Below are 16,638 nucleotides of genomic sequence, written 5' to 3'. Positions count from 1 at the left end.
AAAGGGGCGCTATGCGCCCCTTGTCGTGGTCAATTCAATAGGCCTACAGGCCGGTGGGCAGACTCATGCCCAGATGCTTGCCGTTGGCAGTCTCTTTCTGGTACCGCCGCACCTGTTGACGGGCATCGTCCAGCTCCTGACGCCCCAGGGCATCGGCCTGCTGACGCAATAGCTGACAGGAGGCCTCCTTGGGCAGCTCGGCGATCCCCTGGCCGATGCGCTCACTGGCGGAGAGCACCAGATCCTTGTGCCAGGCCTCATATTCCAACATGCTGCCCAAGAAGCCGTTCCAGCGCTCCTGGGCATCGGCGTTGAGCTTGGAGAGCTGCAGCCAGTTGGGCACCAGGACGTCGACCTGGGTCTTGACCTTGACCCCGTACAGGTAACAGGCCCCCTTGCGCTGACTGGTATCCAGTTGCCAATCCACCTTGTAGATGGCGCGCCCCACCGCCCGGCGGCCCTGCTGGCCCACCGGGGCCTGGCGCAGTATGCTGCTGGTGAGCTGGGCCGGGGTGGCCGCATCCAGATCGTAGAAACGGAAATTCACGCTGGTCTTGGGCTCTATCTTGACGTTTTCGTAGTGATCGGCCGCCTGTAGCGTCCCGCACAGGAGCAGCCCGCCCAAGAACAGGGCCAAGGGGCGGATCCGTGACTCCCTGCCGCATGCAGTCATGGCATCATCCTCACACATCTTCTGACGCATTAACCGAAACCATTGTATTTAGTACACTATTGACCGTGGCTAACATAGCATAGGCAAGACTCATAAGAGCAAGAGATTCTGTGATCTCTCTTAAACTACCCGGCATACCGCGACGGGCGTCCAGCCCAATAATTCGCCGGTCGCACCGGCTCAGACCTGACTTTGTCACCTTGGGCGAGTATAGTGCGGCCGTTTACACTTGAGCGATAACCTGTTGGAAAAGGGGACGAAATGATTACCGCCTACATGCTGCACAATCAGGTGCTAGACGTGGTGTCCCTCACCACCAACGACGTCCTGCCCCCCAACACCATCTGGCTGGATGCCTACAAACCCGACGATGACGAGCGGGAGTGGCTCAGCGGCCTGTTCCTGGAAGACGTGCCCGAGGAAGAAGAGTTGGACGAGATCGAGGCCTCGGCCCGTTTCTACTGGGACACCGACGGCCTGCACATTCTCTCCCTGTTCCCCCAGCGCATCGGCGGTGAGACCCGCGGCGTCAACATGTCCTTCACCCTGCGCAACAACCTGCTCATCAGCTTCCGCGAGGAAGACATCGGCGTGGTGCGCCTGCTGCGCCACTACCTGCGCCATGACAGGGTGCAGATCACCGATGCCATGGACGTGCTGCTGGAGCTGCAGGATCTCAAGGTGGAGTACCTCTCGGATCTCATCGAGGATGGCTACACCACCCTGGAGGAAACCTCGGAGCAGGTACTCAATGACGACGAAATCTACGACATGCTCAAGGAGCTGATGGAGCAGGAAGAGACCAACAGCCAGATCCGTCTGGCCCTGCACGATACCCGGCGCGCCCTGCGCTTCGTGCGCCGCACCGTGCGCCAGCAACTGAGCAACAAGCAGAAGAAGGCCATCGACGAGGTGCTGCACGACATTGAATCACTGCTGCCCCACACCCAGTTCCTGTTCGACAAGATCAACTTCCAGCTGGAAGCGGCCATGGGCTTCACCAACCTGCAGCAAAACAAGGTGATCAAGATCTTCTCGGTGGCAGCCGTGGTGTTCCTGCCCCCCACCTGGATCGCCAGCATCTACGGCATGAACTTCGATCGGATGCCGGAGCTCTCCTGGGCCTTCGGCTACCCCTTCTCCATTGGCCTGATGCTGATCTCGGCCTTCGCCACCTATTACTTCTTCAAGCGCCGCGGCTGGTTGTAAGCCTCGACAGTCAGGCGCAAAAACAAAAAACCCCGCAGCCAAGCGGGGTTTCTTGTTTATATCGGCAGATTTATTGCTGCTGGCACTGGCGCCACTGGCCCTGCCACTGGATGCGCGCCGCCCCCTTTTGTTCTTCCAGGTTGGTGGCCACGCCGCGGTAATTGACCCCCATGCCATCGGGATGCAGGAAGGCCAGCTCACTCAGCTCGCCCTGCTGCACCACCAGCGCCGGCGGCTCGGTGGCCAGGAAGCTCACCGCCAGCTCCCCCTGAGGGCAGCGATAGGTGATGGGTCCCTGATAGACGATGCGCTCCCTGTGATAGCGCCAGTCCAGCTCAATGAGCCGTTCACCGTAGACCTGCTCCAAACAGCGGCGTATGTCCTGACGCAGGGCACAGGCGTTGCGGCGCTGATACCAGCGCTCATGGTTCTGCTCCAGGGCCTCGCCGCCCACGGCAGCGAGCTCCTGCATCTTGGCCTTGAGCTGCTGGTCCATGGCCACCAGGGCGGTGCGTTCGCACACGGTACGGTTCACCGCATCGCTGATGAGGCGGCAGGCGGGATCATGGGTACGGGAAGGGGGGCGCTTGGTGGGCACCCGCTTGGCCTCCTCCGCCTGGCTAAGGCCAGAGGTGAGCAGCACGAGCATGCAACAAGCCCACATCAAGGGGCGAAAACCAGGCAACAAGGCGAACCTCCTCACAGACTGCAGCCAGGGCAGGCGCTAGCTTACACGCAGGGCCCCATCCCTGGCAAAGCCACCAAAAACCGGCACCGTTTGGCTGAGCAAACATCGTCCAAATGGAACCATGAAGCGGATCCCATCTTTCGGCCAACTCTTCGCCCATCCCTCAAAAAGCCTGCGCTGGATCAATAAATTTGCCGGCGTGATTGTGCTTAATAGCCACCACATATAGGCAAGGAGCTATACATAGACCCAACATGTTGTGTCTAATGGGTCAGATTTTCGTCAGCCCCCCGCCACGGTGGCGCCCGCTCGCGGCGCCCGCTTTGCCAATCTCACAGGAGTCAAACGCGTGAAACCAGTTGTCATCAAACGGGATGGGTGCCGTGTGCCCTTTAGCGGCATGCGCATCATCGAGGCCGTCGCCAAGGCGGCCGAAGCGGTGGGCGTCAAGGATCTGGCCTATTGTGCCCAGGTGGCCGAACAGGTGGCACTGAGGCTGAGTGAACAGGACGAGGTGGCCATCGGTGATATCCAGCTGCTGGTGGAAAACCAGCTGATGGCCGGCCCTCACAAGGAGATGGCCCGTGCCTATATCGAATACCGCCACGACCGGGATCTGGCCCGGGAGAAGCAGGGGCGCCTCAATCAGGAGATCCAGGGGCTGGTGCAGCAGAGCAACTCGGATCTGCTGAACGAAAACGCCAACAAGGACTCCAAGGTGATCCCCACCCAACGGGATCTGCTGGCCGGCATCGTCGCCAAGCACTATGCCAAGCAGTACCTGCTGCCGCGGGATGTGGTGCAGGCCCACGAGCGGGGCGAGCTGCACTTCCACGACCTGGACTACTCCCCCTTCTTCCCCATGTTCAACTGCATGCTGATCGATCTGCAGGGCATGCTGACCCACGGCTTCAAGATGGGCAATGCGGAGATCGACACCCCCAAGTCCATCAGCACCGCCACCGCCGTCACCGCCCAGATCATCGCCCAGGTGGCCAGCCACATCTACGGCGGCACCACCATCAACCGCATCGACGAGGTGCTGGCGCCCTACGTGACCAAGAGCTACGACAAGCATCTGGAAGTGGCCCAGGAATGGGGCATCCAGGATGCCGAGGCCTATGCCAGATCCCGCACCCAGAAGGAGTGCTACGACGCCTTCCAGTCCCTGGAGTACGAAGTCAACACATTGCACACCGCCAACGGTCAGACCCCCTTCGTCACCTTCGGCTTTGGCCTGGGCACCAGCTGGCAGTCCCGCCTCATCCAGGAGTCCATCCTGAAGAACCGCATCGCAGGGCTGGGCAAGAACAAGAAGACCGCCGTCTTCCCCAAGCTGGTGTTTGCCATCAAGGCCGGTCTCAACCACCAGGCCGGCGAGCCCAACTACGACATCAAGCAGCTGGCCCTGGAGTGCGCCAGCAAGCGCATGTACCCGGACATCCTCAACTATGACCAGGTGGTCAAGGTGACCGGCTCCTTCAAGACCCCCATGGGCTGCCGCTCCTTCCTGGGTACCTATGAGGAGAACGGCGAGCTGGTGCACGAAGGCCGCAACAACCTGGGGGTGGTGAGCCTCAACCTGCCGCGCATCGCCCTGGAAGCCCGGGACGAGGCCCACTTCTACGATCTGCTGGACGGCCGCCTGCGCCTGGCCAAGAAGGCGTTGCTGGCCCGCATCGAGCGTCTGAAAGACGTCAAGGCCCGGGTCGCTCCCATCCTCTACATGGAAGGGGCCTGTGGCGTGCGCCTGAAGGCCGACGACAACGTCAGCGAGATCTTCAAGCACGGCCGCGCCTCCATCTCCCTGGGCTACATCGGCATCCACGAGACGGTGAACGCCCTGTACCGGGAGCAGGGCCATGTGTTCGACAGCCAGGTATTGCGGGACAAGGCCCTGAAAATCGTCCAGGCGTTGCGCGATGCGGTGGACGACTGGAAGGCCGAGACCGGCTATGGCTTCAGCCTCTACAGCACCCCCAGCGAGAACCTCTGCACCCGGTTTTGCAAGCTGGACGCCAAGGAGTTCGGCGTGGTGGATGGCGTCACCGACAAGGGCTACTACACCAACAGCTTCCACCTGGATGTGGAGAAGAAGGTGGACCCTTACGCCAAGCTGGACTTCGAGATGGGCTATCCGCCCCTGGCCAACGGCGGTTTCATCTGTTACGGCGAGTACCCCAACATACAGCACAACCTGGAGGCGCTGGAGGACGTGTGGGACTACAGCTATGACAGGGTGCCCTACTACGGCACCAACACCCCCATTGATGAGTGCTACGACTGCGGCTTCACCGGCGAGTTCGAGTGCACCAGCAAGGGCTTTACCTGCCCCCGCTGCGGCAACCACGACTCCACCCGGGTCTCGGTGACCCGTCGGGTGTGCGGCTACCTGGGCAGCCCGGATGCCCGCCCCTTCAACGCGGGCAAGCAAGAAGAGGTCAAGCGTCGGGTCAAGCACCTGTAACGGGAAACGAAAAGGGCGCCTAACGGCGCCCTCTGTCGGTGTTCTGAGACCTTAGGCGGCCTTGGGATCGGCACCGAAGCGATTCTCCTGCTTCTCCCCTTCCAGGCAGAAGAACACCAGCAGCACGATGGCGCCGATGAGGGGGATGAGACCGATGAGCATCCACCAGCCGCTGCGATCCGTGTCATGCAGACGCCGTACCCCCACGGCGATGGCCGGCAGCAGCACTGCCAGGGTATAGATCAGGTTGATGAAGCCCAGGCCCAGCACGACATCCAACACACCGGCGACGATGGAGAAGATGATGTTGAAGAGGGTGAACATCCAGTACTCGGTGCGGCGGGCACGACCACTGAAGGTCACATACTTCTTCAATACGGAGAGATACCAGTTCATTCCACGATTCCTTGTTGATAGGGAGTTACACGAAGCCCGGCCTCATCCGGACTTGGTGCCAAATGGTATATGACACTGTTAAGCAAGCCAAGAAGTTGTATAAAAAAACGCTATAAAACAACAACATCTAATGTTAAGGACCGCCTGATGCACTATCACCAGTACTACCCCATCGATGTGATCAACGGTCCCGGCACCCGGGCCACCCTGTTTGTCTCCGGCTGCGAGCACCAGTGCCGTGGCTGCTACAACCAGAGCACCTGGCGGCTGGACTCGGGCCATCCCTTCGACCAGGGGATGGCCGATCGCATCATCGCCGATCTCAGTGACACCAAAATCAAGCGCCGCGGCCTGTCCCTCTCCGGCGGGGATCCCCTGCACCCGGCCAACCTGGCGGCGGTTTCGGCCCTGGTGGCCCGGGTGCGGGCCGAGTGCCCCGGCAAGGACATCTGGTGCTGGACCGGTTACCGGCTGGATGAGCTGAGCGAAGCCCAGTGGCAGCTCGTCGAACAGCTGGATGTGCTGGTGGATGGCCGCTTCGAGCAGGCCCTGGCGGATCCCGCCCTGCGCTGGCGCGGCAGCCACAATCAGCGGATCATCGAGCGCCCCCGCCGTCAGGCTTGCGGCAATAGTCAGGATCAGGCGACACTGACCGCCTCGCAAAAGGAGTCAGTGTCATGTTGAAGAAATTGTTTGGCAGCCTGTTTGGCGGCGCCAGCACCCCGGCCCCCACTCAGGCCAGTGAACCCGTGGCCTATCAGGGCTATCTCATCTACCCCGAGCCCAAGGCCGAAGGCAGCCAGTTCCGCCTGGCCGGCCGCATCACCCGCCAGAATGGCGACACCCTGCAGAGCCACACCTTTATCCGCGCCGATCTGCTGCCCAGCGCCCAGCAGGCCGAAGAGCTGATGGTGGACAAGGCCAAGCGGCTGATCGATCAGGTGGGCGACGAGCTGTTTGCCCCACCCAAGCGGGATGATGAATAACGGATGTCGATGACCGACAGCCTGTTGCAGGCGATCACCCCTGCCCAGCTGACCGAGCTGGCCCAGCAGGCGGAAAGTGCCCCACGGCGCCGGGCCCATCGGCTGCTGCACCAAAGCCATGCCGAGGTGGTGCAGCGCCTGCTGATCGCCGTGGCGCCCCACAGCTACTTTCGCCCCCACCGCCACCCGGCGGCGGTGCCCTGGGAGATGCTGCTGCCCTTGCGGGGCGAGCTGGAGCTGTTGCTGTTCGACGAGACAGGCCAGCTCGAGTCCCGTCACCGGCTGGGGGGCACGGGTCTGGCCCTGGCGGAGGTGCCGGCCCAGCGCTGGCACAGCCTCTACTGCCCGACCCCCTGCCTGTTGCTGGAGATCAAACCCGGTCCCTATCTGCCGGAACGTTACGTGGAGTTCGCCCCCTGGGCTCCGGCCGAAGGCAGCCCGCAGGTGGCCGCCTATCTGTCCCGCCTGGCGGGCTAGCCGCAGACCACCGACGCCCTCGTCACCCCCTCCGCCACCCCATGCTGCGCTATGTAGCCAGCCAGCTCGGCAGAGCGCATGGCCTTGGCATAATACCAGCCCTGGGCAATCCAGTGCCGCCCCCTCGCCGTTAGCCGCTCAACCTGCGCCTGGGTCTCCACCCCTTCCAGCACAATGGCCACCGAGGGCAGGCTGGCGGTCAAGGAGAGCAGCATATCGGCGGTCCTGCCGGCCACCCCCTCCTCGCCCAGGGCCTGGATAAACATCTTGTCGATCTTGATCTCGTCGGCATGCAGATGGCTCAGCCAGGAGAGATTGGAAAACCCCGTGCCGAAATCGTCCAGCGACAGCCGGAAACCACTGCGTTTGATGGCATCGCAGACGACCTGGATGTTGGCAAAGCCGACGGCGGAGGTTTCGGTGATTTCAAACACCAGCTGCTCACAGCGACCCCCCCGTGACAGCACCCGTTTTCGCACCTTGTCGAAAAATTCCGCCGTCAACGCCGGCCCCAGCACCAGATTGATGCTCAAGGTCAGCGACCGATGGCGACGCAGCAGGACGGCACACTGATCCACCGCCTGCTTGAGGACATGCAGCGTCAGGGGATGGATCAGACCCGCCTGCTCCGCCAGGGGAATAAACTCGGAGGGGGGGACGTTGCCCAGGCTGTCGGACTGCCAACGGCTCAGCGCCTCGAAGCCCGTCACCTTGCCAGTTGCCATCTGGATTTGTGGCTGATACCACACCTGGATTTGTTGCTGAAAGATGGCGCGCCGCAACGCCTGGACGCGCAGTCGCCGCTGCGACGGTATGACAGGGAGGCCACACAGACAGCCCCACCCCAGGCCGAGCACCACCAGCCCCAGCACAGCGACGCCATAGGGTTGCTGATAGAGCCAGGGCTGCCGATCCTGCGCCACGACACACAGGATGCCATCGGCACTGCAGCGCCGCAGACCGGTAAACCAGTTAACCGCGGGGGCCCCGCCCTCGGCCGGGGCCTTGCCCAGGATGCGGAACAGGTAACGCAGCTGGCCATCCAGCAGATAGAAGCTGTGTTCCGGCGCGAGATAACTACTGTCAAAGGAGAGGGGCGGTGTGAAGGCTACCCCACCCCGATACAGGGTCAGATCCAGGGGGATGGGATCCCGGGGGGCCAGGCGGTGGGCCGTGAGAAAGGAAAAGCCATTGGCCAGGCGAAAGTCGGGGGCCGGCAACGCAATGGGCACAGCAAGCTGCCCGCGCAAGGCCGTGCAGAGCAGGCGATCACCCACGGTACGACCAATATCGGCGGTGTACTGGTAGTCCCGCAGGATCTGCGCCATCAGCGCATAGTCTTCCATGCTGCAGGGAGGGGCCTCCGACTGGGCCAGGCGCTCCAGGCTGGCCCCCAACTGCTGCGCCACCGCCAGCCCCTCGGCCATCACCTGCCCGGCTTCCAGATCCAGACGCTGCCGATGCCACCAGGTCATGCCAAGCTGCAGCAATAACAGCAGCAACAGACAAGCGGCCAGCCAGCGTCCTCTTACCCGCAGGCAATGCCAGAGCCAGGCCTCGCCGCCCCACGCCACTGGCCGATTAAACACCCTCATGCTGGCTCCTTGCGTCCCTCGCCAGCCACACTCCCGCACCCGGCATCTAGGCTGCCATCATATCCGTATGGATATTAATTCGACAACCGCCAAGCCCCGACTTTGCCAACGCAGTGCCGGGCGTGGCCTAAGAGGCGGCCAGGCTCAGGCCGACCGGCAGGCTGTCCCCCCACAGCTGGCTGAGCAGATCCGCATCCGGGGCCAGGGTACCGTTGAGCCAGCCCTGCCAGCGCGCCGTCTGCCGGCTGTCCAGCCGGGCCAGCACCGCCTGGCGCAGCGCCTCATCCAGCCCATCCTCCCCCTGGCAGCTCATGGCCACAGCGGCAAAGGCCAGCTCGGGCACAGACCCCCAGTCCAGCGCCAGCAGCGCCGCTAACCAGGGGCGTATGGTCGCGGCCGGCAGGCGATACTCGGCTTCGGCGTAGGCCAGCTGCCGCGCCGCGAGGCGACCCAACGCCCAGGCATCGGCCGCCGCCGGTTGCCGGCACAGGCGAGCCAGCAACAGCTCCGCCACCTGGGTCTTGAGGCCTACGGGAATGCGCTCCAGGGCGCCGATCAGCCGCAGTGGCTCATCGCCACAGACCCTGGCGGGCGGCGTCGGCATCAGGGCCGCCCCCACCTCGTCCAGCACCGCCAGCTGCGCCGCCTCGTCGAGGCCCGCCGCCAGCCGCCGCCAGAAGATCCACCAGGCATCCCAGGCGCCGGCCTGGCGGCCGTGCTGCAGCCCTTGGGCAAACAGGGGCCACAGCCGGGCCACCCGGTCTGGATCGCCGGGCATGCCCAGGCCAGGGCGCAGGCAGTAGCCCAGCAGGCTAAACCAGATCTGTTCGTGCTCGGCGCTGCGCCGCCGGCGGGGCAAGCCAATCAGCAGGGCGTCTGCCAAGGAGCGGGCCTGCTCACTGGTCCACTGAGCGCGGGGCCCCAGCAGCTGCTCCAACTGATGGCGCAGATGCCGTGGGATCAGCCCAGCCGTGGCCTGACGGGCGCCATACAAGCCCTGAATGGGCGCCAGAACAGTGGCCGGCAGCGCGGCAGTCGCTGGCTGCGCCTGTTCATGGCCGCGCAGGTTGAACTGCAGCGGCCAGCGTCGCGCCGAGCCGTCCGTGGCGGCGCAGTGCAGCGCCAGCAGCCCTATCTCGTCGAGGTGGGCACTGAGCGCCACCGGCACCTGGCCCTGACCCGCGAGCCGGGTGCTGAGTCGAGGCAGCGGATGCAACCGCGCCGGCGCCTGGGCCGGCTCGCCGGGGGCATAATTTTTCGTCTCGGTAGAGCTGGCCAGGACAAACTGCACCGGCTCGCCGCATTGCAGCTGCAAGGGCAGCGCCAACGGACACTCGGCCCCCACCGGGGTGCCCCTGGGCAACAGGCACAACCAGCTGAGCCCCTGGGGCCCCGCCAGCTGCACAAAGTAGTGGCGGGCCACGTCGGCCTGGATGAGGCGCTCGCCCTGTTGCCGATGCCAGCCAAACAGGGCCGCGCCCCGGGCCACCGCCGAGTCAAGATCCGTTTGTTGCAGCAGGCGCACCGGCGCGCCGCGCCATTGGCTCAGCTGCTGAGCCAGACGCTGGGCCAGGGCGGGGCTGGCAAAGGGTCCGCCGTTGAGCAACAGGGCGTCCGGCAGGGGCTCCTCGCCACCGGCATCCAAAAAGGCCGCCAGATGGCGGCTGATGGCCACGTCCGCAGGGTATGGCAGGCCGGTCTGGCGCAGGGCCGAGCGGGCCCCTTGAGGGCGGGCGGTCAGGGGCACCAGGGGAAAGAAGCCCTCCAGCAGCAGCTGCGCCACCTCTTTTGCACTGAGCCGGGTGCTCTGGCTCTGGCCAATGAGGGCACTGCCACGGCCCAGCAGGGTCACCGGCAAGGCCTCCGGGGCCGCCGGCCCCAACAGGGCTTCTTTCACCGGCCGACAGGCCTGGGCCAGGGCCGGCCACTGGCGCGGCGTGAGCCGCTGCACCTCGCCTAACTTGCCGGCCGCTTGCAACGCCAGAGCCAGGTCCATGTTGTCCCCCCCCAGCATCAGGTGCTCCCCCACCCGCAGGCGGCGCAGGCCGCCGTCTTCCGCTACCTGCAGCAGGCTGAAGTCGCTGGTGCCGCCCCCCACATCACACACCAGCAGCCGTTGGCACTGCTTAAGCTGCGCTTGTGCGTCGGGCTGCTGCAGCCAGGCATGACAGGCCGCCAGGGGTTCTTCCAGCAGGGTGACGTTCGTGAGACCCGCCAGATGCGCCGCCTTGAGGGTCAGCTGGCGGGCCTGCTCATCGAAGGAGGCCGGCAAGGTCAGCACTATGTGCTGCTGCGCCAGGGGATGGTCGGGGTGCTGCCAGTGCCAGGCCTGGGCCAGGTGCTCCAGATACCCGGCGCTGGCCAGCAGGGGGGAGATCCCCTGCTCCGCCGGCAGCCCGGAGGGCAGGTGCCGGGCCTCGGCCTCGTCCAGTGCCAGGTAGCTCTTGGCGCTGTGCACCAGGCGTTCTGGCTGCTGCTGACCCAGCTGGCGGGCCCAGGCCCCCAGCACCGCCGGCGGCTGCTTGGCCGCCAGGGGGCCAGCTTGCCAGGGCAGGCTGATGAGGGCGGGATCCAGATCCGCGCCGGGGTGAAAGCGCAGGGCCGGCAGGCTGGGCAGAGCCTGCCACTGTCCCGGCCCAGTGGACTGGGGGATGGGCAGGATCTGCACCTGGGGTTCAGCCCCCCCCAAGGGGGTGTAGGCCAGGACGATATTGCTGGTGCCCAGATCGATGGCCACCAGGAAGGCCGGGGCCCCCATGCTTAACAGGCCTGACCGCGGGTGTCGAACTGCACCTTCCAGCGCTGGCTGCCATCCAGGCTCACCGCCTCGAGCTGCAAGGTGCCCAGCTCATCGATGGCGGCCTGCAGTCGCACCTGCACCAGCTCGCCGGGCTGATGCCCCTCGGCACTGAGCAGCGCCTCGATGGGCGGCAGCTCGTCCAGCGCCCCCTCGGCCCAGAACTCCAGCAGGCTGCCGGGCACATCTTCGCGGCGCACCGTGGAGCTGTAGAAGTGAAAGCGCACCGGCTCCCCCACCACCAGGGCAAACACCGCCTCGCTGGGGGCGCAGGCACTGCCCTCTTCCATGCCAAAGGGGGCGATACACAGGGCCTGCATCATGGGTGGCAGACCCGGCACCGTCGGCAGGGCGCTCTCTATGCCCACGTAGTAGCTGCAGGCGGTGCCACCGCGAATGCGGATCCCCTGGCCGGCGCGAACGCCGCCGTAGTAGGCCGCCCCCCGAGCCACCGCCTGATCCGGATCCGTGCCGGTGAGGCGCCGCACCGGCGGTGCGCCGTCGGCGGCCAACCAGCCGTTCAATACCGATTCGAGCCGAGCCACCAAGGGGGCGGCCTTCATCACGCCGCCGTTGAACAGCACGGCGGTGGGATGGACAAACTGGCCGCTCTGGCCGGGCAGGGCCTCCCGCTGGCGGGTCAGAAAGGCCGCCAGATGACGGGTGATGGCCGCATCCTGGGCATAGGGCAAGCTGAGGGTGGTGAGAGCCGCCCGGGGCCGCTGCTGCACCGGATCCGTCACCGCCACTGCGGGAAAGAAGCCTTCGAGCAACACGGCCTCGATCTCGGCGCGGGTCAGCTCGGTACGCAGGCTGCCGCCGATGAGGCTGGAGCTGCGGCTGGGCACGACGATGGGGGCGCGCTCCAGGCTGACCTCGGCAAACAGCTGCTCCTTGGCCTGGCGGCAACCATGGGCCAGGGCCAGGATCTGCCAGGGCTGCAGCTGGGTGCCCTGCTGGGCCAGCTTCATGCGGATGACGTTGGCCAGGGCCAGGTCCATGTTGTCCCCCCCCAGCAGCAGGTGCTCGCCCACGGCGATACGCTCCAGGGCCAGGGCACCGTCCTGTTGGCGGACGCTGATGAGGGACAGGTCTGTGGTGCCGCCCCCCACGTCCACCACCAGGATGCAATCCCCCACCTGCACCTGCTCGCGCCACTGCTCGGCATGCACCGCCAGCCAGTGATACAGGGCCGCCTGAGGCTCCTCCAGCAAGGTGGCATGGCCCAGGCCCGCCGCCCGGGCCGCCTCGGCGGTCAACTCACGGGCGGACGGATCGAACGAGGCCGGCACCGTCAGGGTGATCTGCTGCTCGGCCAGGGGAGCCTCGGGGTAGAACTCCTGCCAGGCCGCCACCAGGTGGTTGAGATAGTGCAGGCTGGCGTCATAGGGGGAGATGGGGGTGACATCTTCGGCGGCCTGCAGGGGCAGCAGGCCGGCCCGCCGATCCAGCTGGCCGTGACACAGCCAGCTCTTGGCGCTGCTCACCAGCCGGTTGGGGCTCTTGGCGCCCCGCTCCCGGGCCAGCTGGCCACAGATGGCGGCACTGTCGCCCCAGGGCAGGCGGCGCAGCTCGGGGGCCAGCTCGCTATCGTTGGGCAGGTACAAGAAGGACGGCAGGGCATCCCGGGCCTCCAGCTGCCCCGGCGCCACCAGCTGTATGATGGGGAACAGCTCGGGGCTGGCCCCAGGCTCGCCCAGCGCCAGCGCCGCCACCACGCAGTGGGTGGTGCCCAGATCGATGCCGACCGCGTATTTGGCCTGACTCATACTTCCACCTCCGCCGGGGCCAGCACGCTGGCGTCATAGCCCGGCAGGGTCTGGGGCAGCTGGATGGCGCTGGCCTGCCAGCCCTTGTGCAGCAGGGTGCCGTTGAAGGGCCCCTGACCGCTGACGTTACCCACCAGGCGGTAGCGCTGGCTGTCAAAGCCCGCCGGCAGGCTGATAGCCTGCCCTTCGCTCACCTGGGCCACCGGGGCCAGGGTCACGTGCTCGCGGATCACCTTGCCCAGCCCCTGGTGCACCACCCGGGCGGCGGCGCCGATCTGGGCGTCGTCGAAGCCGGTCAGATCCTCCTGGATGAAGTCCAGCAGGCGCCCCTCCTGTTGTAGCAGCGCCAACAGCTGCAGGGCGCGATCGATCTGGGGGGTGGCCGGGGCCACAGGCGCCGGCTCAACCGGGACAGCTTCCGCAACGGTGGCAACGGTCTGGGAGGCCAGCAGGCGCTGGGCGGCCTGGGCGTTGAACAGGACGTGCAGAGACAGCCGCAGGCGGCCAAACAGGCTTACAGACATAGGTTTTTCCCGTGTGTCGTTGGATCGATTGGCAGGGGGAACAACCGGCCACGCCGGTTCCCTGATCAGCAGTGGGCGAAATGTACCACACTCTGCCGGGTCGCCCAATACGGGGGCCGGTGGCCAAACCTAAGGGGAAACGGGAAGGCCGCCGCCCAGGGCGGCAGCAACAAAGAAGGCGGCCCGCAGGCCGCCTGGGGCAGGTGTCGGCCTTACAGGGCGCCGCGGGTCTCGCGCTTGTGTTCGATGCGACCGGCCAGCACCTCTTCCCAGCTCATCAGCGGGGATTTGGCCTGATAGCCGGCGAAGGCCTCATAGACGGTGTTGATCTTCTCGCCGCTGGTCTGGCCCTTGAAGTCACTCTTCTCCAGATAGACCATGTCCACCAGCTCGTTCCACACTATGCCCTCGGGCAACGGCACCAGCTCGCAGCTGAATTCCCCCTGGTTGACCAGGGCGGGCTTGGGCAGATTTGCGACAAAAAACACCAACTTGGTCTCGGCCGCGACATCCTGGCCGTAGAGAGCGAAGAACAGCGGCAGATCCGCCGCGTCGTCCAGCAGACCAGCCACCAGGGCCAGCTTGTCGGCGCCGGCCAGCATGACCACCGCCTTCAACACCGCCTCCGGCGGCTTGCGCCGGCCGGCGTTATCGGCGACTTCCCCTGGTTTGAGCACCAGTTCTCCCCGGTAGCCGGTCAGCCCCGTGGCGGCGGGCTCTTTGAAGTTCATATTCAGCAGCAGGCCGTTCTGTTCGTAGGTATCCAGCAACATGGGTCATCCTCCATTGATTGATGCTGAGGCGCTTTTGCAAGGATGACGCCAATCCGCAAGGAGGACGCCCAGTCGCGAGGAGGACAGCAAGCGGCCCGGCCCCTAGCCCTCCTGGATCAGCTTCTCGTGCAGCAGCTGAATGCGATCCCGCAGGGCGGCGGCCTGCTCGAACTCCAGGTTGCGGGCATGCTCGTACATCTCGCCTTCCAGCTGCTTGATCTGCTTGGCCAGGGCTTCCGGACTTTCGGGCTGGTAGAAGGCGGCGGACTCCGCCACCTGGCGACGGGCCGACTCCTGCGTCGGAGCGCTGCCGGGCACCTGCATCACATCCACCACCTTCTTCTTCAGCGCCTGGGGCACGATACCGTTGGCGGCGTTGAACGCCTCCTGCTTGGCCCGCCGCCGCTCCGTCTCGCCCATGGCCGCCTGCATGGAGTCGGTGATGCGATCGGCATACAGGATGGCCTTGCCGTGCAGGTTGCGCGCCGCCCGGCCTATGGTCTGGATCAGGGAGCGGGTGGAGCGCAGGAAGCCCTCCTTGTCGGCATCCAGGATGGCCACCAGGGAGACTTCTGGCATGTCGAGGCCCTCACGCAGCAGGTTGATGCCCACCAGCACGTCGAACTTGCCCAGCCGCAGATCCCGGATGATCTCCACCCGCTCCACCGTGTCCACGTCCGAGTGCAGGTAGCGCACCCGCACCCCGTGCTCCTCCAGGTATTCGGTGAGATCCTCGGCCATGCGCTTGGTGAGGGTGGTGATGAGCACCCGCTCGTCCTGCTTGGCCCGCAGGCGGATCTCCGAGAGCACGTCGTCCACCTGGCTCGCCACCGGCCGCACCTCGATGAGGGGATCCAGCAGACCCGTGGGGCGCACCACCTGCTCCACCACCTCGCCGGCGGACTTCTCCAGCTCGTAGTGGGCCGGGGTGGCGGACACATAGATGGTCTGGGGCTGCAGGGATTCGAACTCGTCGAACTTGAGGGGTCGGTTGTCCAATGCCGAGGGCAGGCGGAAGCCGTACTCCACCAGCGTCTCCTTGCGGGATCTGTCCCCCTTGTACATGGCCCCCAGCTGGGGCACGGTGACGTGGGATTCGTCGATGATCAGCAGGCCGTCCGCCGGCAAATAGTCAAACAGGGTGGGCGGCGGCTCCCCCGGTGCCCGGCCGGAGAGATAGCGGGAGTAGTTCTCGATGCCCGAGCAGTAACCCAGCTCCTGGATCATCTCGATGTCGAACTGAGTGCGCTGACTGAGCCGCTGCTCCTCGACGAGCTTGTTGGCGGACAGCAGCTGGGCGCGACGCTCCACCAGCTCCTCCTTGATCAGCTCGATGGCATTCAGCAGGGTATCGCGGGGGGTGACGTAGTGGCTCTTGGGGAAGATGGTATAGCGCGCCACCTGTCGCTCCACCACCCCGGTCAGGGGGTCGAACAGGGACAGGCGCTCCACCTCCTCGTCGAACAACTCCACCCGCAGGGCCAGCTTGTCCGATTCGGCGGGATAGATGTCGATGACCTCCCCCCGCACCCGGAAGGTGGCCCGGGCGAAGGCGGCGTCGTTGCGGCTGTACTGCAGCTCCGCCAACCGCCGCAAGATCTCCCGCTGGTTGATGATGTCCCCCTGGCGCAGGTGCAGCATCATGCTGAGATAGGCTTGCGGGTCCCCCAGGCCATAGATGGCGGACACGGAGGCGACGATCACCACGTCCCGCCGCTCCAGCAAGGCCTTGGTGGCGGAGAGCCGCATCTGCTCTATGTGCTCGTTGATGGCCGAGTCCTTCTCGATGAAGGTGTCGGTGCTGGGCACATAGGCCTCGGGCTGGTAATAGTCGTAATAGGAGACGAAGTACTCCACCGCATTGTGAGGGAAGAACTCCCGCATCTCGCCGTAGAGCTGGGCCGCCAGCGTCTTGTTGTGGGCCAGTATCATGGTGGGCCGGTTGAGCTTGGCGATGACGTTGGCCATGGTGAAGGTCTTGCCGGAGCCCGTCACCCCCAGCAGGGTCTGATGGGCCAGGCCGTCTTCCAGCCCCTCGCTCAACCGGGCGATGGCCTGGGGCTGATCCCCGCCGGGGGCAAACTGACTCACCAGCTCAAACGGCTTGCTCATGACTTCTCCTTAGGGCGGCCGGCACGGCCAAGCAGGCATTCTAGCCCCGGCACAGCGGCGGATCACCCCAAGATTCTTGCGCCCAATGATGCTTTTCTGTGCACCAGGCGAAAAGCCCGACTTTTTAGCCGTTTGCTCTCTTGACCCTGGCGGGCCGCCACGGCTATTATCT

At 65.3% G+C, this 16,638-nt stretch carries 14 protein-coding genes; 5 read left to right on the top strand and 9 right to left on the bottom strand.

Features of this window, described 5'->3' with window-relative positions:
- Positions 1–43: 43 nt before the first annotated feature.
- The gene (locus tag ABHF91_RS06620; RefSeq protein ID WP_409422666.1) at positions 44–673 is read right to left on the bottom strand and encodes a DUF922 domain-containing protein; all 630 of its coding nucleotides are present in this window, start codon (positions 671–673) and stop codon (positions 44–46) included.
- Positions 674–934: 261 nt separating this feature from the next.
- Between ABHF91_RS06620 and corA the strand changes: the two genes are divergently transcribed.
- Complete coding sequence (gene corA / locus ABHF91_RS06615; RefSeq protein WP_409422665.1) at positions 935–1,882, top strand: magnesium/cobalt transporter CorA; 948 nt, start codon at positions 935–937, stop codon at positions 1,880–1,882.
- Positions 1,883–1,952: 70 nt separating this feature from the next.
- Here the strand turns inward: corA and ABHF91_RS06610 are convergent, their stop codons facing one another.
- Entirely contained in the window at positions 1,953–2,531 is a 579-nt protein-coding gene (locus ABHF91_RS06610) for a hypothetical protein (RefSeq protein ID WP_409422664.1), read from the bottom strand.
- A 388-nt stretch (positions 2,532–2,919) separates the two neighbouring features.
- Between ABHF91_RS06610 and nrdD the strand changes: the two genes are divergently transcribed.
- Positions 2,920–5,037, top strand: a complete 2,118-nt coding sequence (gene nrdD / locus ABHF91_RS06605) for an anaerobic ribonucleoside-triphosphate reductase (protein ID WP_409422663.1) — start codon at positions 2,920–2,922, stop codon at positions 5,035–5,037.
- A gap of 51 nt (positions 5,038–5,088) precedes the next feature.
- On the opposite strand, the gene ABHF91_RS06600 is transcribed toward nrdD, so the two are convergent.
- The gene (locus ABHF91_RS06600; protein WP_409422662.1) at positions 5,089–5,433 is read right to left on the bottom strand and encodes a DUF805 domain-containing protein; all 345 of its coding nucleotides are present in this window, start codon (positions 5,431–5,433) and stop codon (positions 5,089–5,091) included.
- 147 nt (positions 5,434–5,580) lie between these two features.
- Here ABHF91_RS06600 and nrdG point away from each other — a divergent pair, with 147 nt between their 5' ends.
- Genes nrdG through ABHF91_RS06585 form a run of 3 tightly spaced genes read left to right on the top strand, consistent with a single transcriptional unit; the run spans position 5,581 to position 6,896 of the window.
- The gene (nrdG, locus tag ABHF91_RS06595) at positions 5,581–6,117 is read left to right on the top strand and encodes an anaerobic ribonucleoside-triphosphate reductase-activating protein (protein WP_409422661.1); all 537 of its coding nucleotides are present in this window, start codon (positions 5,581–5,583) and stop codon (positions 6,115–6,117) included.
- Positions 6,111–6,419, top strand: coding sequence for an HlyU family transcriptional regulator (locus tag ABHF91_RS06590; protein WP_409422660.1), 309 nt, complete (start codon positions 6,111–6,113; stop codon positions 6,417–6,419). The genes nrdG and ABHF91_RS06590 overlap by 7 nt, the downstream gene beginning before the upstream one ends.
- Before the next feature lie 3 nt (positions 6,420–6,422).
- Entirely contained in the window at positions 6,423–6,896 is a 474-nt protein-coding gene (locus tag ABHF91_RS06585; RefSeq protein ID WP_409422659.1) for a WbuC family cupin fold metalloprotein, read from the top strand.
- Here ABHF91_RS06585 and ABHF91_RS06580 read toward each other — a convergent pair.
- The 6 genes from ABHF91_RS06580 to uvrB all read right to left on the bottom strand — a co-directional run bounded on the left by ABHF91_RS06580 (position 6,893) and on the right by uvrB (position 16,466).
- Positions 6,893–8,491, bottom strand: coding sequence for an EAL domain-containing protein (locus ABHF91_RS06580; RefSeq protein ID WP_409422658.1), 1,599 nt, complete (start codon positions 8,489–8,491; stop codon positions 6,893–6,895). The two genes, ABHF91_RS06585 and ABHF91_RS06580, sit on opposite strands and share 4 nt — an antisense overlap.
- A gap of 127 nt (positions 8,492–8,618) precedes the next feature.
- Complete coding sequence (locus tag ABHF91_RS06575) at positions 8,619–11,249, bottom strand: Hsp70 family protein (RefSeq protein ID WP_409422657.1); 2,631 nt, start codon at positions 11,247–11,249, stop codon at positions 8,619–8,621.
- Between the two features lie 2 nt (positions 11,250–11,251).
- On the bottom strand, positions 11,252–13,057 hold the full coding sequence (locus ABHF91_RS06570; protein ID WP_409422656.1) for an Hsp70 family protein: 1,806 nt from the start codon (positions 13,055–13,057) through the stop codon (positions 11,252–11,254).
- Positions 13,054–13,581, bottom strand: coding sequence for a DUF2760 domain-containing protein (locus ABHF91_RS06565; RefSeq protein WP_409422655.1), 528 nt, complete (start codon positions 13,579–13,581; stop codon positions 13,054–13,056). Before ABHF91_RS06565 ends, ABHF91_RS06570 begins: the two co-directional genes overlap by 4 nt.
- A gap of 212 nt (positions 13,582–13,793) precedes the next feature.
- A complete protein-coding gene (locus tag ABHF91_RS06560) occupies positions 13,794–14,354 on the bottom strand; it encodes a hypothetical protein (protein WP_409422654.1) in 561 nt (186 codons plus the stop codon).
- A gap of 102 nt (positions 14,355–14,456) precedes the next feature.
- Positions 14,457–16,466, bottom strand: a complete 2,010-nt coding sequence (uvrB, locus tag ABHF91_RS06555; RefSeq protein ID WP_409422653.1) for an excinuclease ABC subunit UvrB — start codon at positions 16,464–16,466, stop codon at positions 14,457–14,459.
- Between the last annotated feature and the right edge of the window lie 172 nt (positions 16,467–16,638).

The sequence above is a fragment of the Pseudaeromonas aegiceratis genome (assembly GCF_046254905.1).
GTDB classification, from domain to species: domain Bacteria; phylum Pseudomonadota; class Gammaproteobacteria; order Enterobacterales; family Aeromonadaceae; genus Pseudaeromonas; species Pseudaeromonas aegiceratis.
The sequence above is the reverse complement of the archived record's forward strand: the minus strand, read 5'-3'. Positions and strand labels throughout refer to the sequence as shown.

Coding starts and splice junctions, on each gene's coding strand:
- ABHF91_RS06565 (WP_409422655.1), bottom strand. CDS start 13,581: ATGTCTGTAAGCCTGTTTGGCCGCCTGCGGCTGTCTCTGCACGTCCTG.
- ABHF91_RS06585 (WP_409422659.1), top strand. CDS start 6,423: ATGTCGATGACCGACAGCCTGTTGCAGGCGATCACCCCTGCCCAGCTG.
- ABHF91_RS06580 (WP_409422658.1), bottom strand. CDS start 8,491: ATGAGGGTGTTTAATCGGCCAGTGGCGTGGGGCGGCGAGGCCTGGCTC.
- ABHF91_RS06610 (WP_409422664.1), bottom strand. CDS start 2,531: ATGCTCGTGCTGCTCACCTCTGGCCTTAGCCAGGCGGAGGAGGCCAAG.
- ABHF91_RS06620 (WP_409422666.1), bottom strand. CDS start 673: ATGACTGCATGCGGCAGGGAGTCACGGATCCGCCCCTTGGCCCTGTTC.
- uvrB (WP_409422653.1), bottom strand. CDS start 16,466: ATGAGCAAGCCGTTTGAGCTGGTGAGTCAGTTTGCCCCCGGCGGGGAT.
- ABHF91_RS06570 (WP_409422656.1), bottom strand. CDS start 13,057: ATGAGTCAGGCCAAATACGCGGTCGGCATCGATCTGGGCACCACCCAC.
- ABHF91_RS06575 (WP_409422657.1), bottom strand. CDS start 11,249: ATGGGGGCCCCGGCCTTCCTGGTGGCCATCGATCTGGGCACCAGCAAT.
- ABHF91_RS06600 (WP_409422662.1), bottom strand. CDS start 5,433: ATGAACTGGTATCTCTCCGTATTGAAGAAGTATGTGACCTTCAGTGGT.
- ABHF91_RS06560 (WP_409422654.1), bottom strand. CDS start 14,354: ATGTTGCTGGATACCTACGAACAGAACGGCCTGCTGCTGAATATGAAC.
- corA (WP_409422665.1), top strand. CDS start 935: ATGATTACCGCCTACATGCTGCACAATCAGGTGCTAGACGTGGTGTCC.
- ABHF91_RS06590 (WP_409422660.1), top strand. CDS start 6,111: ATGTTGAAGAAATTGTTTGGCAGCCTGTTTGGCGGCGCCAGCACCCCG.
- nrdG (WP_409422661.1), top strand. CDS start 5,581: ATGCACTATCACCAGTACTACCCCATCGATGTGATCAACGGTCCCGGC.